Origin of the sequence: Mycolicibacterium psychrotolerans, assembly GCF_010729305.1 — a bacterium.
GTDB classification, from domain to species: Bacteria; Actinomycetota; Actinomycetes; order Mycobacteriales; family Mycobacteriaceae; genus Mycobacterium; species Mycobacterium psychrotolerans.
Genome location: NZ_AP022574.1, coordinates 5,624,750 through 5,641,818, shown reverse-complemented (window position 1 = coordinate 5,641,818; position 17,069 = coordinate 5,624,750). Strand labels below are relative to the sequence as shown.

Annotated in this window: 11 protein-coding genes; 1 reads left to right on the top strand and 10 read right to left on the bottom strand. The window is 70.9% G+C overall.

Annotated features, from left to right (window positions below; genetic code table 11):
* Positions 1-3: 3 nt before the first annotated feature.
* From G6N45_RS27200 to G6N45_RS27190, 3 genes are all read right to left on the bottom strand, one after another.
* Complete coding sequence (locus G6N45_RS27200) at positions 4-1,074, bottom strand: type III polyketide synthase (protein WP_163727305.1); 1,071 nt, start codon at positions 1,072-1,074, stop codon at positions 4-6.
* Entirely contained in the window at positions 1,071-3,320 is a 2,250-nt protein-coding gene (locus G6N45_RS27195; RefSeq protein WP_163729162.1) for an MMPL family transporter, read from the bottom strand. The genes G6N45_RS27200 and G6N45_RS27195 overlap by 4 nt, the downstream gene beginning before the upstream one ends.
* 95 nt (positions 3,321-3,415) lie before the next feature.
* Positions 3,416-4,066, bottom strand: a complete 651-nt coding sequence (locus G6N45_RS27190; protein WP_163729158.1) for a M15 family metallopeptidase — start codon at positions 4,064-4,066, stop codon at positions 3,416-3,418.
* A gap of 199 nt (positions 4,067-4,265) precedes the next feature.
* Here G6N45_RS27190 and G6N45_RS27185 point away from each other — a divergent pair, with 199 nt between their 5' ends.
* Positions 4,266-4,487: a hypothetical protein gene (locus G6N45_RS27185; protein ID WP_163719596.1), complete on the top strand. Its 222-nt coding sequence runs from the start codon at positions 4,266-4,268 to the stop codon at positions 4,485-4,487.
* Between the two features lie 83 nt (positions 4,488-4,570).
* Here G6N45_RS27185 and G6N45_RS27180 read toward each other — a convergent pair whose 3' ends face one another.
* The 7 genes from G6N45_RS27180 to recC all read right to left on the bottom strand — a co-directional run bounded on the left by G6N45_RS27180 (position 4,571) and on the right by recC (position 17,052).
* Complete coding sequence (locus G6N45_RS27180) at positions 4,571-6,967, bottom strand: lysylphosphatidylglycerol synthase transmembrane domain-containing protein (RefSeq protein WP_163727302.1); 2,397 nt, start codon at positions 6,965-6,967, stop codon at positions 4,571-4,573.
* Positions 6,968-6,993: 26 nt separating this feature from the next.
* The gene (locus tag G6N45_RS27175; protein WP_163727299.1) at positions 6,994-7,296 is read right to left on the bottom strand and encodes a hypothetical protein; all 303 of its coding nucleotides are present in this window, start codon (positions 7,294-7,296) and stop codon (positions 6,994-6,996) included.
* Between the two features lie 128 nt (positions 7,297-7,424).
* Complete coding sequence (locus G6N45_RS27170; protein WP_163727296.1) at positions 7,425-7,724, bottom strand: hypothetical protein; 300 nt, start codon at positions 7,722-7,724, stop codon at positions 7,425-7,427.
* Between the two features lie 199 nt (positions 7,725-7,923).
* Positions 7,924-9,600: an exodeoxyribonuclease V subunit alpha gene (recD, locus tag G6N45_RS27165; RefSeq protein WP_163727294.1), complete on the bottom strand. Its 1,677-nt coding sequence runs from the start codon at positions 9,598-9,600 to the stop codon at positions 7,924-7,926.
* Positions 9,597-10,487 carry an NYN domain-containing protein gene (locus G6N45_RS27160; RefSeq protein WP_163727291.1) on the bottom strand — a complete coding sequence of 297 codons (891 nt, stop codon included), beginning with the start codon at positions 10,485-10,487 and terminating at the stop codon, positions 9,597-9,599. The genes recD and G6N45_RS27160 overlap by 4 nt, the downstream gene beginning before the upstream one ends.
* Positions 10,484-13,801 carry an exodeoxyribonuclease V subunit beta gene (recB, locus tag G6N45_RS27155; protein ID WP_163727288.1) on the bottom strand — a complete coding sequence of 1,106 codons (3,318 nt, stop codon included), beginning with the start codon at positions 13,799-13,801 and terminating at the stop codon, positions 10,484-10,486. The genes G6N45_RS27160 and recB overlap by 4 nt, the downstream gene beginning before the upstream one ends.
* A complete protein-coding gene (gene recC / locus G6N45_RS27150) occupies positions 13,801-17,052 on the bottom strand; it encodes an exodeoxyribonuclease V subunit gamma (protein ID WP_163727277.1) in 3,252 nt (1,083 codons plus the stop codon). The genes recB and recC overlap by 1 nt, the downstream gene beginning before the upstream one ends.
* Between the last annotated feature and the right edge of the window lie 17 nt (positions 17,053-17,069).

The window sequence follows — 17,069 nt, the reverse complement described above, 5'->3', positions numbered from 1 at the left end:
CTCTCACCGCCAGCGCAGCAGGACGAGCTCCGAGCAGAAGCCCGGCCCCATCGCCATCAGCAGCCCGGGCTGATCGGTCGGTGGCTTCTTGGCGATGGTGTCGCGCAGCACGTGCAGCACCGACGACGACGACAGGTTGCCGACCTCGGCGAGCGAGCGCCAGGTCAGTTCCAGGGCGTCGTCGCCGAGGCCGAGCGCGGCGGTGATCGCCTCGATCACCTTCGGCCCGCCGGGATGCGACACCCAGGCGGCAATGTCGTCGACAGCCAGGCCGTGCCCGCCGAGGAACGCGGACATGTCGTCGGCGAGGTAGCGGTCGATCAGGTCCGGCAGCTCGGCCGACAGGATCAGCGCGAAGCCGTTCCTGCCGACCCGCCACCCCATGGTGTCCAGCGAGTCGGGGTACATCCGGCTGCGGGTGTCCACCACCGCGGGACCCCCGGGGTCCATCTGCTCGGCACGATTCTCGCCGACCGCGACCACCGCGGCCGCGCCGTCCCCGAACAGCGCGCTGCCCACCAGACTCGCCATCGTCGGCTCTGCCGCCGGGTAGGTCAGCGAGCACAGTTCCACCGACACCAGCGCGGCGGTGTGCCCGGGCGCCCCCCGCAGATAGTCGTGCATGCGCGCGATGCCCGCCGCCCCGGCGACGCACCCCAGCCCGAACAGCGGGACGCGGCGCACGTCGGGCCGCAGGCCGAGCCGCCCGGCGATGCGGGCGTCCAGGGACGGCACCGCGACGCCGGTGACCGTCGTGGTGATGATCAGGTCGAGATCGCTTGCGCGCAGGCCTGCTTCGTCGAGCGCCGCGGCCAGCGCCTCGCAGCCGAGGTCGACGGCGTGCTCGAGATAGATGTCGTTGGCCTCGCCGAAGTCCTGCAGGGCCGGGTACCGGTCGAGGGGCAGCACGAAGTGGCGCGCCTTGACCTTGGCGTGTTCGTGCAGACCGCGCACCACCTCGTCGAGTCCGGCGAACGCCGGCACGGCGAGAAACGCGTCGGTGACCTCCTGCTGGCTGTAGCGGTGCGGCGGCAGGGCGCCCTGGACGCCGGCGATGACACTGACAGTATTCATGGTGATATCCGTTCTGTGGGTTCTCGTGGCGGCGGGGCCGCCGGTGCCTCCTCGAGGCCGAGGCGGCGGTGGATCCGCTTGAGCCAGTGCGGTGCCCACCAGTTCCAGCCCCCCATCAGGCGCATGAACGCCGGCACGGCGACCATGCGCACGAGCGTCGCGTCGACGAGGACGGCCAGCGTCAGGCCGAGGCCGAACATCCGCATCACCGACGTGCTTGCCGCGACTAGCGCCGCGAACGAGATCGACATGATCAACGCCGCGGCGGTGATGATGCGGCCGGTGTAGGCGATGCCCAGCGCCACCGACTCGTCGGATTGCCCGGTGGCGAGCCAGAACTCACGGATACGAGCGACGAGGAACACCTCGTAGTCCATCGACAGGCCGAAGGCGATGCAGAACAGCAGCACTGGCATGTTGGCGACCAGCGTGCCGGTCGGGGTGGTGCCCAGCCCGCCCAGGTGGCCGTCCTGGAACACCCACACCAGCGCGCCGAACGCCGCGGTCAGCGAAAGGACGTTCAGTACAAGCGCTTTGAGCGGGACGACGATGCTGCCGGTGAGAAGGAACAGCAGCGCGAACATGATGACGGCGATCAGGCCGAGCACCAGCGGCAGGGTGGAGGTGATCGCGTCGACGCTGTCGCGGTTGGTCTGCGCGGTGCCCGTCATCTCGACGGCGCGACCGCCGGGCCCCGGCACGGCGTGCAGCCCGTCGAGTTGCCGCTCCGACGCGTCGGAGAACAACGGCGCGCTGCTGGCGACGGTGAGGAACGCGCTGCCGTCCTTCTCGCCGGTCGGTGCCGACGGCGGGCCCGAGGCGACGCCGTCGACGTACGTGCCGGTCGGTGCGGAGACGGCGACCACGTCGGGCACCCGTGACAGTGCGCCGGCGTAGGCGGACAGCTCTGCCGGGCCGAGGCCGCGGGTGTCGGGTACGACGACGGTGACCGCGGTGTCGGTGTTGTCGGCGAAGTCGCGCCGCAGCTGGTCGCCGACCTGATGCGCCGACGCCGACTGAGGCAGCACCCGGTCGTCGGGGAAGCCCCACCGCACGCCGAGGAACGGCAGGCCCGCGACGATCAGCAGGACCACCACGGCGAGGCCCAGCGGCAGCGCGCGCCGCATCACCGTCTGCGCGCACCGGTACCAGAAGCGCTGCTCGACGGGCACCGGTTGCGGGTCGGGCCTGCGCAGCAGCCGGCGGGCCAGCCGGCGCACGTCGAGCGAGTCGTGCCGGTCGCCGAGCAGCACCAGCGCGGCCGGGGTGACCACGACGGCGGCGGCCGCGGCGAACGCGACCGTCGCCACGCCCGCATAGGCGAACGACTTGAGGAAGTGCATCGGGAACAGCACCATCACCGACATCGACAGCGCGACCGTCGTCGCGGAGAAGATCACGGTGCGTCCGGCGGTGGCCATGGTGCGGCGCACGGCCTCGGTGCGGCCGGCGCCGCCGGCGAGCTCGTCGCGGTAGCGGCTCAGGATCAGCAGTGTGTAGTCGATGGCCAGGGCCAGGCCCATCGCGGTGGCCAGGTTCAGCGCGAAGATCGACACGTCGGTGGCGAAGTTGACTACCCGCAGCACCGCCAGTGCCCCGACGATCGCCATCACGCCGATGGCCACCGGCAGCGCCGCGGCCAGCAGCCCACCGAACACCCAGACCAGCACCAGGAAGCTCAGTGGAATCGCCAGGCCCTCCATCAACAGCAGGTCGCGCTGCGAGTGCTCGGTGATCTGCACGTTGACCATCGCGGTTCCGCCGGTGCGCACCGTGACGCCGGGGGGGACGTCGCGCGTGGCGTCCCGATCGATCTCCTTCGTGTACGTCTGCTGCTCGGCCTCGGTGCCGGTGATACCCACGACGACGAGCCCCGATCTGCGGTCCCGGCTGATAAGGTCCGCCGCGGCGGCGGGTGGGGTGGTCCAGGCCGACGAGACGGTCGCGACGTGCGGATGGTCGGCGACGCGCTCGGCGATGCGCTGCCCGGCGTCGCGCGCGGCGGCGCTGTCGACACCGTCGGGTGAGGACACCACGATCAGCATCACGACGTCGCCCTGACCGAACTTCTCGGTCAGTGTCTGCGACGCGCGCGCCGATTCGGAGCCGGGGTCGGCGAAGCCGCTGGGGGACAGGCCGGCGGCCACCGGCACGCCGAGGATCGCGAGCGCGACGGTGAGCGCCGCCGCCGCTCCCACGATCCTGCGTGGGGCGGCGAGAGCGAGCGAAGCGATACGGTGAAGCAGCTCTGTCTCCCGTGTTCTCGAGAAGCGCCTAAATTTACGACACGGAAGAAACCTCGCGGGGGTTCACGATCTGACGAAATCGTGATGTGACGACCTCAGCGCAATTCGAAGTGCTGGTAGTCCAGCGGCGTGCGCCAGTGACCGCCCCACTGCCAGCCCCGCGCGGTGAAGGCCTCGACGGCCGGGTCGCCGTCGTGGAACATACCCGGGTCGGTGCGGGTGCGGTCCAGCCAGGGGCCGCCGTTGGCGGGTTCGAAGTGGCCGCGGGCATCGAGGTAGGGGTTGATGCGGGGGTTGATGTCCACGGCACGTCCGTAGGCGTGCAGCGACCAGCTGTCCGAGCCCGGGATGCCGCGGCAGTTGTAGGCCGAGGTGTTGTTGTCCCGCATCGACAGCTCGTCCTCGGCGCCGGGGTAGCGGTCTGGGCTCTGCATCTTCTCGATCGGGAAGCGCAGGGCCGTGAGCTCGGCGAACACGGCGACGACGGCGTCCACCACGTCGGCGTTGACGACCAGTTCGCCGCGGTGGCGCCGCCCGTCGACGCCCCAGTGGTCCAGCTCGACGCGGCGCAGCGCGTCCGGGCCCACCGGGCAGCCGGGCCGCCAGGTCGCCCCGAGTTCGGCGGCGGTGACCGGGCTGACGGTCGGGGGTTGCGGCGGCGCGGACGCCGCCGTCGAGGGCCGCGGCGCGGATGATCGGCTCGGCGGTGTCGGATCCGGCGGCGGCGCGCACTGCACCAGCGTCATCGCCACGGCCGCCAGCGCGACCAGCCTCCCGAACCTCACCGCCGACCACCGTACCCGCGCACGATCGTGCGATTAGTCACGCTGAACAGTTCTGTTAGTACAGCTTTCGATTTCTTCGTAGGTCACGAGATCGCTGCCTTTGCTGTGATGTAGCTCATGGCGGCGTTATAGTGTGTCCGTAATCACAGAAAGGGCGGACATGGTCGGATTCGGCGAGGGCGCGATGGTCCCGCAGCAGGTCGAGCCATCGCACGCGGTTCGCGCGTCCCACGAGATCAACTGGGTCGCCGCTTTTCTGATGACGACGGTGCTTATCGCAGCCGTCGCCGGTGTCGTCCTCGCGCTGTCCAGCGGGATGCCGACCGTCGCGATCCTGATCGCACTCGTCACGGGCGCGGTGTTCGCCGGACAGGCCTGCTGAGGCGTCGACACCGCAACCCGCGAACGTGCATTCCTTGTCGTGGAATGCGTCGCGGGGCTACAGCGAATGCACGTTCGCGAGGCTCAGATCATGTCGCGGCGGGTGAGCCAGCGCATGATCGGCCAGCCGATGAACACCGGCAACCAGCACGTGAGGATCCGGTACAGCAGCACCGAGGGCACCGCGACGGCGGCGGGCACGCCGAACGCGGCGAGACCACCGATCAGCGCGGCCTCCACGGCGCCGACCCCGCCGGGCGTCGGCGCCGCCGAAGCCAGCGTCCCGCCGACCATCGTCACGATCGTGACGGTGACGAAGCTGGCGCTGCCGCCGAACGCCTCGATGCTCGCCCATAGCGCCAGGGCTGCCCCGAGAGTCGTTGCGGCGCAGCCAAGTACGATCAACGCAAGCCGTTTCGGTTCGCGGGCCAACTCGACGAGGTCATCGATGACCTCCTCGAGCCGCGGCCGCACCGCGGTGGCCAGCCAGCGGCGCAACTTCGGGACGAACAGGAACACTCCGACCGCGCCGAGCGCCGCGCCCGCTATCAGGTACAGCACAGTAGCGCCCGGCACGAAACGGGACAGATTCGCCGACGCGCCCGCCGCGGCGCTGAAGACGATCAGCAGCGTGATGTGGGTGAGCACCTGCACCGACTGCTGCAGTGCCACCGCCGTCGTCGCCCGCAGTGCGCCCAGTCCGCCCTTCTGCAGGAACCGGGTGCTCAGCGCGAGTCCGCCGACGCCCGCAGGCGTGGTGGTCGCGGCAAACGTGTTGGCCACCTGCATGATTGCAAGATTGCGGAAGCTGACCAGGCCGTCGGCGCACGCCCACAGCGCCGCGCCGGCACCCAGGTATTTCAGCGCCGAGACCGCCAGCCCGGCGACCGCCCACCACCAATTCGCCGACCGCAGTTCGGAGAAGAACACCGGCACCGAGCTGATGAACGGATAGGCGACGTAGACGAGCGCGACCAGCAGCACCGTCTGGATCAGCTGGCTGCGGGTGAAGCGCGTGATCGTCGCGGTGGTGATCTGATCGGCGCCGGTCTGGCGCTTGACCTCCTCGCGCGCCGTCGACATCACCGTGCCCGCGTCCCGCACAGAGTTCCGGAGACCCTGGTGCATCGCGGCTTTGGTGAGCCGACGGGAGGCGGCGAGGACGGCGTCGTTGCCGAACACCGTGATCGCCGCCGCCACCGCCTTCTCGGCGCCGTACAGATCCGTGGTGGTGACGAGTAGCTGCGCGATGTCGTTGTGCAGATGCGCTTCGGACGCACCGTATTCGGCCAGGGTGAACCCGCCGAACTGCGGGGCGCCGTCGACGACGGTGATCTCCTTGCTGCGCAGATCGCCGTGCGAGATCTGCTGACTGTGCAGGATTCCGAGCGCATCCCAGACACGGGTGACCGGGGTGTGCTCGACGCAGGCGTCGATCGGCGTGCCCCGTGCGGGCCGGTGCGCGTACAGCGTCCAGCCGCGTTCGAGTGCCGACACCGCGATCGGCGAGGTGTTCGACAGCGCCAGGTCGCCGACTGCGATGGCCATCAACGCGCGGTGTTCCACCGCCCGGCGCATGGAGGTCTGCAGCGGCGCGGTCTCGCTGTCGCGCAGCCGCAGCTTGCGCCAGAACTGCCGCAGGAAGCCGCCGCCGCGCTGATGCGGTCCGTACAGTTCGACGACCGCGGCGCCCTCGTCGGGATCGGCGTGATCGACGGCCCGGTCCTGAGTTGCCGTCAGCACCATGGGACCTCGTCCCGCCGGCCGGACCACGCGCAGCTCCGTCACCCGGAATCCGCGCCGCGCCATCGCGCGGGCCGCCCCGTCGAGAGGGACCTCGAGCGCCGGCGTGCCGACCACCAGGACCACCAGCGCCCCGACGAACCAGCCGACCGACAGCCCGAGCAGCGACCGCGCCGGCACGACAGCGCTCACGACCAGGTGGATCGGCACGAACGCCAGCAGCAGTGCCCACCACCAGCGTCGCCACCGCGCCGGCAGCCACGGACCCGACACCGTCAGCACGGCCGCGAGCATCCCGATCCAGCGCGGATCGTCGAGGAACTGCGAGAGCACGGTGTCGAGGCGCTCGGTGAGGTCGAAATGCCACTGCGGCGCCGCGATTCCGTTGCCCGTGATCGACAGCAACAGGATCGCGATGACCCCCGCAGCGGCATACGCGCCCAGCAGTTTCCACTGCCGCGCGACGATCAGGCCGATCAGAATCACGAAGGGCAGCGCGAGGATCGCGATGCCGTAGATCAGATAGACGGTGTTGGACTGCGTGGGGCTCAGCACGCCGACGATCTCGGAGATCGACTGTTCCAGCGCTTCCCATTCGTTGCGGGTGATCAGCGAGCTGGTGATCACGACGACGAGGAAGACCCCCGAGAGCGCGAGCCGCAGAATGTCGTTGGTGCGCCGGGTCAGTGGTTGGAGCAGGCTCCCCGAGACGACGATGTCCCGCCCGTCAACGCGCATGGCTCAACGATCATAGCGGTTGCCCCTCACTTCACGGTGACGTAGACCGTCTGGTTGCTGATCGACCGGAAGTTGTCGCCCTGCGAGGTGGCGAACGGCACGCCCTGACGGACGACGGGGCCGTGGGTGATGGAGACGACCGAGGCGTCCTGCAACGGGGTGCCGGACAGACGCGTGACGATCACCCTGTTGCCCTGGTCCTCGAGCGCCATGATGGTGGCGTCTGCTTGACCGGCGCCGGTCGGTGCGGCGGCGGCCGGTCCGGCCAGGCTCAGCGCTGCAGAGGCCAGCCCGGTGGCGATGCCCGCGAGGACGGATGTCTTGGTCATGGTCGTGCTCCTTCGTGTCGACGACGTTGTCTTGCTGCAGGGTGTGGCTTTGGCGGCCCACCGTTACAGCTGGTTCCACGAAATAGGGGCGCCCTCGGTTCGAGGGCGCCCCTGATTCGGCGAGCGGGTTACTTGACCGTGACGTACACGGTCTGGTTGCGCACTGTGCGGCTGTTGTCGGCCTGCGAGGTGGCGAAGGGCACGCTCTGCGGGATGGCGGGACCCCGCGTGACCGATACGACGGACGCCTTGTCCAGCGGCGTGCTGGACTGACGGGTCACGACGACGCGGTTGCCCTGAGCCTCGAGCGCGCTGATGGTGTCGGCGGCGTTGCCGCCGGTCGGGGCGGCCAGCGCGGGAGCGGCCAGGCCGAGAACTCCGGCGGTGAGCGCGGCCGCAGCGGCGGTGGTGACGGTGTACTTCAACATGATCGGACCTTCTTCGTGGGTTGATCTTGGTGATCTGACGTCTGAAACCGGCGGCTGCGCAGGTTCATTTCGGCTGGCAGAAATTGACCGACCGTTGGCAGAAAGTGCGTCGTGGCGGGCCGCGAGCGCGCGTCGATGCACGCGCTGAGCGGCGCGTCGGCGTACAAACACGCGCGCTCGCGGAGAGGAGGTGACCCCGTCAGGTCAGGCGGCGGGCCAGGCCGGAGGCACGCACCGCGCGGCGGGCGACGGCCGCCCGCACCGAGGCCTCCGTGCCGACCACCCGCACCCGCCTCTTCGCGCGGGTGACCGCGGTGTAGAACAGCTCGCGGGTCAGCAGCCGCGACTCCTCGGCCGGCAGCAGCACGGTCACCTCGTCGGCCTGGCTGCCCTGGCTCTTGTGGATCGTCATCGCGTGCATGGTGTCGACGTCGGATAGCCGGCCTGCGGCGAACTCCTGCTCGCCGATCGCCACGATCAGCGACTCGCCCCGCACGACCGCCACCCCGGTATCGCCGTTGTAGAGCTTGCGCCCGTAGTCGTTGGCCGTCACGAGCACGGGTCTTCCGGCATACCAGTCCGCCCAGATCGGCTCACCGGTCGCCTCGGTGAGCCACCTCTCGACCTGACGGTTCCAGTACGCCACGCCCGACGGGCCGCGCCGGTGGGCGCACAACAGCCGGTGCTCGTCGAGCGTGCCGGCCGCCGCCCGCGCATCACCGAGGATCGCGGCCTCCCGCAGGCGGAGCGCGTGCGGCAGCAGCACGGGGCGCAGCCGCTCGCCCGGGTCGTCGACGGCCAGCCACTCGATGTGATCCCCGCCGTCGCACAGCACCTCGACCGCCCGGTCGGCGTCGCCGTCGCGGATGGCCGAGGCCAGCGCGCCGATGCTCGCGCCGAACCGATGCGAGGTCTGCAGGGCCGCGATCCGCACGTCGGTGCGGGCACCCAGACCGTCGACGAGGTCGGCCAGTACCGCGCCCGCCTCCACCGAGGCCAGCTGGTCGGGGTCGCCGACCAGGATCAGCCGGCTGTCGGTACGCACCGCCTCGAGGAGCCGGGCCATCAGCGTCAGCGACACCATCGACGTCTCGTCGACGACGATCACGTCGTGGGGCAGCCGGTTCTCCCGGTGGTGCCGGAAGCGCGACGCGTTGTCCGGCCGCGGCCGCAGCAGGCGGTGCAACGTCGAGGCCGTCAGCTCGGGAAGCCGGTCGCGGTCCTGCGCGTCGAGCTTGTCGAGTTCCGCGCGCACCGCCTCGAGCAGACGCGCCGCCGCCTTGCCCGTCGGCGCCGCCAGCGCGATGCGCAGCGGCGGCCGGCCCGCGAGTGCGGCCTGCTCGGCCAGCAGGGCGAGCAGCCGCGCGACCGTGGTCGTCTTCCCCGTGCCCGGCCCGCCCGTCAGCACCGTGAGCGATTGCGCCAGAGCCACTTCCGCGGCGCGACGCTGCTCCTCCCAGCCCGCGGGGAACAGCCGTTGCAGGCCGGGGACCGCGGCGGGCAGCGGTGAGGCCAGCAGCGCCAGCACGTCGTCGCGGACCTGCTGCTCCTCGCGCCAGTAGCGGTCGAGGTAGAGCAGGTCGGCGGTGGGATCGGACATGACGTGCAGCACCTGCTTGTCCACCAGTGGGCTGGCCTGCACGGCCCGTAGCCAGTTCTGCGGGGCGGGCCAGGGCAATTCGGGTTGACCGACCTGCTGGGCGACCGATCGCAGATCCACGCACACCGAGCCTGCGCGCACCGCCCGCACCGCGAATGCCACGGCCAGCGCAACGGCCGGGTCCGACTCGCCCGTCAATGCTGAGAGGCGCTGTGCCACATGGACATCAGCGGGTTCGAGCAGCTCGTCGAACGCGTCGAGCGTCGCCGCGGTCACGGCGATTCCCCCCGCAGCCGGACCCGGCGGGCCGTCGAACTCTCGTCGAGCTCGACGAGGTCGTCGTGCGAGCGCAGGAATTCACTGAACGACTTGTAGCCGAGCGACTTCTCCGAGAACGACGGGTCCATCCGCTTCATCTGGGCCTTGACGGCCGAATTGTGCAGCCAGTCCACGTCGTCCTTCTCCAGCCCGATGTGCAGGGCCCGGGTGAGCAGTGCCGTCGCCGCATCCAGCGGATCGGGCTCGTCCTCGGTGTCGTCCTGGGCCTTGGTCCGGCGGCCGCGCTTCTTCGGCGCCGCATCGGCCGCCGGCTCGTCGGGTTCGAACACCGGCACACCGGGCAGCGCGTCGTAGGTGACGAACTCGTCGCACGCCGCGGCCAGCGAGCGACTGGACGAGCCCGCGACCCCGATGCCGACGACGTAGCGGCCGAGCCGCTTGCAGCGCTGCGCCAGCGCGATGTAGTCCGAGTCGCCGCCGACGATCACGACGTGGGTCAGGTCGGGGAGCCGGAACATGTCCTCGACCGCGTCGACGGCGAGGCGGATGTCGGCGCCGTTCTTGCCGTACGCGGCCGCGGGGAACAGCTGCACCAGATCGACCGCGCGGCCCACCAGCTGGCCGCGGTAGTTCGCGTTGATGGCCGACGACCAGTCGGCGTAGGCGCGGGTGAGCACGAGCGTGCCGAACGACGACGCGAAGTCGACGATCGCGCCGACGTCGACGGTGGCGCGCGTGAGTTTCTCGGCGAACTCGCCGTTGCCGTCGTCCCGTGACCGGTCGCGCTGGAACGAGTTGCGGCCGTTGACCTGGTCGTAGCGACTGATCACGATGTTGTCGAAGTCGAAGTACACCGCGACGCGGGGGGCCGGCGAGTCCGTCATCGCACCAGTGTCTCCGACCGGGCGGCGCCGTCGAGCAGATTCGACACGGCCTCGATCAATTCCGCGGGCGGACGCCAGCTGAACACCCCCGCCGGATGCCCGTCGACCACCGGCGTGGCAGGCCCGCACATGCCGCGCACGAACAGGTACAGCACCCCGCCGAGGTGGCGCTCCGGCGTGTAGCCTGGCAGCCGCCAGCGCAGAAAACGGTGCAGCACAACGCAGTACAGCAGGGCCTGCAGCGGATAGTCGGAGTGCAGCATCGCCTCGGCCATCCGCGGCTGCCCGTAGTCGGCGGCGGTCAGGGCGCCGCCCGGCTCACCCAGCCAGTTCGTCTTGTAGTCGGCGACCAGGTAGCGGCCGTCGATCCGCAGCACCACGTCCAGTGACCCGGTGAGATAACCCCTGAGTGACTGGGCGGCCAGCGCGCCGCTCGAGAGCCGGGCCGCGTACCCGGACAGCGGGTCGTCGGGCCGCAGATGCGCGCGCAGCAGCGCGCCTACGTCGGCCAGAGAGATCGCCGGCGCGGCACCGCGCAGGTCACCACCGGCGAGCGGGAACTCGAAATCCAGCTCCCGCAACCGATCCCGCAGCCCCACCGTCCGCAGGGTGGCACCGGGCGCCAACGGCCCCAGCGGGGTGTCGTGCATCGGGACCAGCGCCGCGGCCAGGTCGGCCGGTGCGACGTCGACGGGCCACCACAGCGTATGCCGGCGGATCTGGGTCTCGAGTTCGGCCGCCAGGTCAGCGGCGAACGGGTCCGCGGTCTCCAGCACCGCGTGCACCAGCGTGCCGAACGCGGCGCCGGTCGGAAGGTCGGCCATCGGGGAAGCCAGGTCCGCGCCGCCGAGGTCCGGTTCGCTGCCGGACTCGGCCACCGGGACGTCGGCGACCTCGTCGTCGAGCTCGGTCACCTCCGGCTCACTCGACACCCCCGGAGCCTCCTCGGCCGCGCGGATCAGACCCGAGTACGAGGTCCGGCGCCACGAGGTGTCGATGCGACGGTGGAAGTGGCGCGCATCCAGATCATCTCGGACAGGCGGTTTCTCGACGTCTGTCGGTGGTGCGATGACCGATTCCTCGAGCACCGGTCCGCCGGCCTCGGCCCATGCCCGCAGCAGCGCCATCGCATCCGGGTCGTCGATCCGGGGCGGGTCGCAGCGATCGGGCACCACCGCCTCGCCGGGCCCGCGCCCGCGCAGCAGCCGGGACAGCCCGCCGTTGGGCTCGTCGTTGGACGGCGCCCACCACGCGACCACCTGCGACTGCGCGCGCGTCATCGCGACATAGGTGAGCCGGACGTCGTCACCGGCCGCCTCCCGGCGCCCGCGGCGCTGCACGTCGTCGTGGTCGGGACTCTGCTCGCCGCCGATGTGCAGGCAGCGGGTGTCGCCTTCGTGGTAGAGCACCACGTCGCGGGTCTGGATGTTGCGGTTGAACGCGAACGGCAGATACACCACCGGGAACTGCAGGCCCTTGCTCACCCACACGGTCATGATCTGCACGGCGGCGGCGTCACTGTCGAGGCGGCGGCTGCGTTCGATCGCACCGCCGCGTTCCTCGCGTTGCGTGCGCAGCCAGTCCCGCAGCGCCGGCAGGCTGAAGTGCTCACGGTGCGCGGTCTCCTGCAAGAGCTGGGTCAGGTGTGCCAGGTCGGTCATGTGCCGTTCACCGTCGACCCAGGACAGCACCCGCTGGCCCATCCCGGCGCGCTGCGCCGCCTCGAACACCGCCGCCACGCCGCGTTCCCGGGCGTGGTCGGCCCAGCCGCGCAACGTCTCGGTGATCCGGTCAGTCAATCGGTCACCTTGAGCGACAAGGGTTTGCGCCGTCTCCCCGAAGAACATCGTGGTGGCCGCCGCACGCACCAGGCCCGACCGGTGCGGCTGGTCGAAGGCCTCGAGCAGGCACAGCCAGTCGTCGGCGGCGGGGGAGGCGAACACATCGGAGTCGCCGGTGTAGACGGCCGGGATGTTGGCGGCGGTCAACGCCTCGAAGCAGGCACGGCCGTCACGGTGGCTCTCCACGATCACCGCGATGTCGCCGGGGACGAGCGGTTCACCGCAGAACGTCGCGCCGCCGGCGAGCAGCGCGGCGATGTCGGCGGCCATGTCGCGGGGAATGTGGCGACGAAGCCGGTCTATCGGGATGACCTTGTCCGGACGGACCCCGCACTGGTCGCGGGTGACCACCCGCAGCCGGAACGGCGCGTTGTGCGGTGCGCCCGCGAGGCGGTGCGCGGCGTGCGCGGCGGCCACCGGGCGCACCACGATGCGCGAGTCGCCCAGCTGGGCATCGCGCATCACCGCCTGCAGGCTCTCGACCAGCGGTCCGTCGCTGCGGTAGTTGGTGGCGAGCGTGCGCTGGTGGCCCGCCGTCGCGGCGGCATGCAGGTAGGTGACGATGTCGCCGCCGCGGAACGCGTAGATCGCCTGCTTCGGGTCGCCGATCAGGATCACCGTGGAGTGCCCGCTGAATGCCCGGTCGATCACCTGCCACTGCACCGGGTCGGTGTCCTGGAACTCGTCGACCATGACGATCGACCAGCGCCGCCGCATCCGGGCGCGGGCGGGGGAGGCGTCGGCTTCCAGGGCCTCGGCCAACCGGGACAGCAGGTCGTCGTAGTGCAGGATGCCGAGCCGGCGTTTGCGCTTCTCCAGCTCCGCGCAGACCGCGGTCGCGAACTCGACCCGCACCGCGGGGTCCGTGCCGGGCGTCGGATCGACCGGCCGCAGTTCGGTGTGGGCGCCGCCGACGACCTCGCGCGCCAGGCGCAGCGCGGCCTCGTAGGACAGCAGCGGCGCGTCGCGTTCCTGGCCGAAATGCGCGAGGTACAGATCGTCGACGATGTCGGACACCACGTCGTCGAGGCTCTCCACCAGCTGCATCCTGGAATCGGTGTCTCCGGCCACCCCAAGGCTTCTGAGCACCAGCTGGCAGAACTGATGCGTGGTCGCGATGGTGGCGGCGTCGAATCCGGCCAGCGCGTCGCGCAGCCGCTCCCGCCGCACGTCCACCTCGTCGGGCGTGCCCGACACCAGGTGGGCGAGCAACGCGTTGTCGCCCGCACGGGACGGATCGCCCATAGCCAGCAGCGCGTCGAGGATCTGGGCGCGGACTCGCTCACGCAGTTCCTGGCTGGCCGCGCGGCCGAACGTGATCAGCAGCATCTGGTCCAGCGTCGCCACCCCCTCGGCCAGATAGCGGGTGACCAGCCCGGCGAGGGTGAACGTCTTCCCGGTGCCCGCGCTGGCTTCCAGCACCGTGGTGGTGCGCGGCGCAGGCAGCGGACCGAGCAGGTCGAACGGTTCCATCAGTCGAGGGTCCTCTCGGCGCGCAGCATCGGGGACCACAGCCGCGCCGCGTAGCCCGGCAGGCCCGCGGCGACGAGGTCCACCAACGGAAGGCCGTGGCCCCAGACGGTGACGTGAGCGGGTTCGGCGTCCTCGCCGGGATACTTCCCCGACTTCCACTTCCAGCCCGCCTCCCGCGCCGGTGCGCCGCGGTGGTGGTCGGTCTCAGCCCACGCGTAGGACGTTTTGGGCGGCAACGGAATCGGGGCACGACGCCCCTCGTCGTACATCGCGACGAGATCGGCGAGCACCCCGGTGGCGTCCTCGGGTGGTCCGAGCAGCCGCTGCCGGGGCGTGTCGCCGCGCTTGGCCCGGCCGATGCACACCGCGGTCCAGTCCCGGTCGGGATGGCGGGCGGTCAACGCCACCAACCGGATCCACGACTCGAGCAGATGCCTGCCGTCCAGCTTGGAGTACGTGACGGCCACCATGCGCTCGCCGTGCACCCGCGGCACCGTGCCCGTCACCCGGCGGCCGGCCCCGACGTCGACGTCGACGTCGAACGCGCGCGGCGCGGGCGTGCGATGCTGCTGGGCCGCGGCCGCCAGTGCCGCGACCCGATTCGCGAGCTCCTGCGCCTGCCGCCAGCCGAGTCGCCCTGGCGGCAGGGAGCCGCGGCGCCACTCGGCCTGCTGCGCCTGCGCCGGGGTCATCCCGCGCAGGATGTCCTCGAGCATCCGGTCGCCGATCTTCCACTCCGCCAGCGCGTCGATCTCGACGGGCATCCCGTCCTCGACGGCGTCGACGTCCCACGGCAGCGTGTAATCGAGAGCTCGGAAGAATCCTTTGACCGGATCCTTGAAGAAGGCGACCAGATCGTCGAGCACGACGTCGTCGGGCGGCGGCATGGGCAGGGGCGCACCGATCAGCGGCGGCTTGGCCGTCCGCTCGGCGGTCGCGACCTTTGCGGCGGTGAGCGCGGTGGTGTCGAATGTGAACGGCTCACCTGCCGCTGTGCCCAGCGCCCCCGGCGTGACGTTGCGAACATCGAAGGGCTGCAACGGATGCCGGATGTGGACGAACTCGCGAACCGGTCGTGGCGTGGTGACGTCGAGTACGTCGAGCAGTTCGACGAGCGGCACCGCCGGCGGTTTACGCTGACCCGAGTACTCGTTGGCGCCGGTGTAGGTGATCACCAGTCGCTCGGTGGCGGCGCCGATCGCATCGAGCAGCAACTGGCGGTCCTCGGAGCGGCTGTCCCGTTCCCCCGTCATCGGATCGCGGGCGAGCGCGTCGTCGCCGTCGGTGACGCCCTGGCGGGGGAACACCCCGTCGTCGAGACCCACCAGGCACACCACCCGGTGGGGCACCGAGCGCATCGGCACCATCGTGCAGACGGTCAGCGTGCCGGTCCGGAAGTTGGCGCGGGTGGGCCGGCCGGCGAGGTGACGGTCCAGCAGCGCCTTGACGTCGGCCAGGCGCAGCATCGTCTCGGACTGCGCGCCGGCGTCGGCGAGGATGTCGGCGAACTCCCGGTCGACCTGGGCGCCCTGCCACGCATCGGCGTCCGGTGCGGCGGTGAGCACCTCGAGCCCGGCGCGCAGCGCCGTCAGCCGCGCCCGCAATGTCTGCGTGCCGCTGAGGTTCTCGACGCTGACGCGGAGCAGCTCGATGTACTCGGCCAACCGGCCGGCCAGCTCCACCCGGTTGCTGCCGACGTCGTCGAGGGGCAGTGTGGTGTCCAGCCAGGCGTGCGCGTCCTCGGACATCGCGACCCCGGCCAGCACCCGGTCGATGCCGAACCGCCAGGTGTTCTGCACGAAGTCCACGCCATAGGGATGGCGGTTCTCGCGGTCGAAACCCCAGCGGATGTTGGCCTCCCGCACCCATTCTCCGATGGCGTCGAGGTCGTCGTCGGTGAAGCCGAACCGGAACCGGACCGGGGCGGCCTCGGCGAGGTTCAGCACCTCGCTGGCGGTGGCGCGGCCGCCGGCCAGGGCGAGCAGTTGAGAGGCCACGCCGAGCAGAGGGTTGGTCTGGGTCAGCGCGCGATCGGCCAGCTTGACGCGCAGCCGGTGGGCGGGATGCGCGCCCGTCACGACGTCACCGAGACCGAAGCCGGCCACGATCAGCGGTGCGAACGTCTCGATGTCGGGGCACATGACGAGGATGTCGCGCGGTTCGAGGGTGGGGTCATCGGTGAGGACACCGAGCAGCACCTCCCGCAGCACGTCGATCTGCCGCGCGGGACCGTGACAGCTGTGCACCTGAACCGACCGATCGGCGCTGTCGAACGAACGCCCCTGAGCGTGAACGGTATTGGCCGCGATATCGGACTGCAGCCAGCCGAGCAGTGTCGGCGGGCGATCGGCGGAGCCGAGGAACGAGTCCGACGCCGGGGTGGCCGGGAGGGCGCGCTGCAGTTCGCGCAGATCGCGGCCGAGCGTCGCGAGCAGCGGATGACCCACGGCGCGGTGCGACGTGTCGGTGCGTCGCGGCACCGGTCCGTGACTGTGTTTCAGCGCCGCCCACAGATCGTCGCTGGGGTGCGGTAACCACAGGTGCAACTCATGGTGCGCGCTGAGCGCATGCAGCAGTTCGATCTCGGTGAGCGGTAACCGGGTGTGGCCGAACAGCGACAGCCGGCCCGGGAGGTCGGTGGCGGAGGCCTGCAGCCGCGAAACGGCTTTGGCATGCCGGACCGGCGGGGGATCGGCGTCGACCCGGGCGAGCAGCGCGCGGTAGAGCTCAGGCTGCCATGTCAGGTCCGCGTCGAGAGCCTCGGTGCGGCCCTCGGCCCAGTCGATGAGCAGCTGCGGACGCTGCCGGGCGTAGGAGGCGAACAGGCCGGCGATCCGGCGGGCGACGGCGTAGCGCCTGCCCTGGCGCAGCTCCCTCTCCTCGCCCTGCTCGGTGTGGCCGAGGTGCGCGGCCAGCGTGGCGCACCACGGCTGATCGAGCGCGTCGTCGATGACGCCGAGCAGCGGCCACACCATGGCGTCGGGCGCCCAGGGATCGTCGTCGGTGGTGCCCGTCAGTTCGGCGACGAGCGAGCGCGGATGGCGGAAGGTGATGCCGGCGCACACCCCGTCCTGGCCCTCGCCGCGACCCAGGACGTGGGAGAGCCGCTGGCTCAGCCACCGTTCGGTGCCGCGCGCCGAGACCAGCACGAGGTCCTCGGCGAACGGGTCGGGGGGTGGTACAGCCAGCATCGCACCCAGACCGTCGGCGAGCAGATCGGTGCGATCGGCCCGATGGAGGTGTAGCGGCATCAACTCACACGATAGAG

What these genes read in the sequence shown, in the direction of transcription:
- G6N45_RS27170 (WP_163727296.1), bottom strand. Translation starts at nt 7,724, where the DNA reads ATGTTGAAGTACACCGTCACCACCGCCGCTGCGGCCGCGCTCACCGCC.
- G6N45_RS27190 (WP_163729158.1), bottom strand. Translation starts at nt 4,066, where the DNA reads ATGACGCTGGTGCAGTGCGCGCCGCCGCCGGATCCGACACCGCCGAGC.
- G6N45_RS27160 (WP_163727291.1), bottom strand. Translation starts at nt 10,487, where the DNA reads ATGACGGACTCGCCGGCCCCCCGCGTCGCGGTGTACTTCGACTTCGAC.
- G6N45_RS27180 (WP_163727302.1), bottom strand. Translation starts at nt 6,967, where the DNA reads ATGCGCGTTGACGGGCGGGACATCGTCGTCTCGGGGAGCCTGCTCCAA.
- recB (WP_163727288.1), bottom strand. Translation starts at nt 13,801, where the DNA reads ATGGAACCGTTCGACCTGCTCGGTCCGCTGCCTGCGCCGCGCACCACC.
- G6N45_RS27175 (WP_163727299.1), bottom strand. Translation starts at nt 7,296, where the DNA reads ATGACCAAGACATCCGTCCTCGCGGGCATCGCCACCGGGCTGGCCTCT.
- G6N45_RS27185 (WP_163719596.1), top strand. Translation starts at nt 4,266, where the DNA reads ATGGTCGGATTCGGCGAGGGCGCGATGGTCCCGCAGCAGGTCGAGCCA.
- G6N45_RS27200 (WP_163727305.1), bottom strand. Translation starts at nt 1,074, where the DNA reads ATGAATACTGTCAGTGTCATCGCCGGCGTCCAGGGCGCCCTGCCGCCG.
- recC (WP_163727277.1), bottom strand. Translation starts at nt 17,052, where the DNA reads ATGCCGCTACACCTCCATCGGGCCGATCGCACCGATCTGCTCGCCGAC.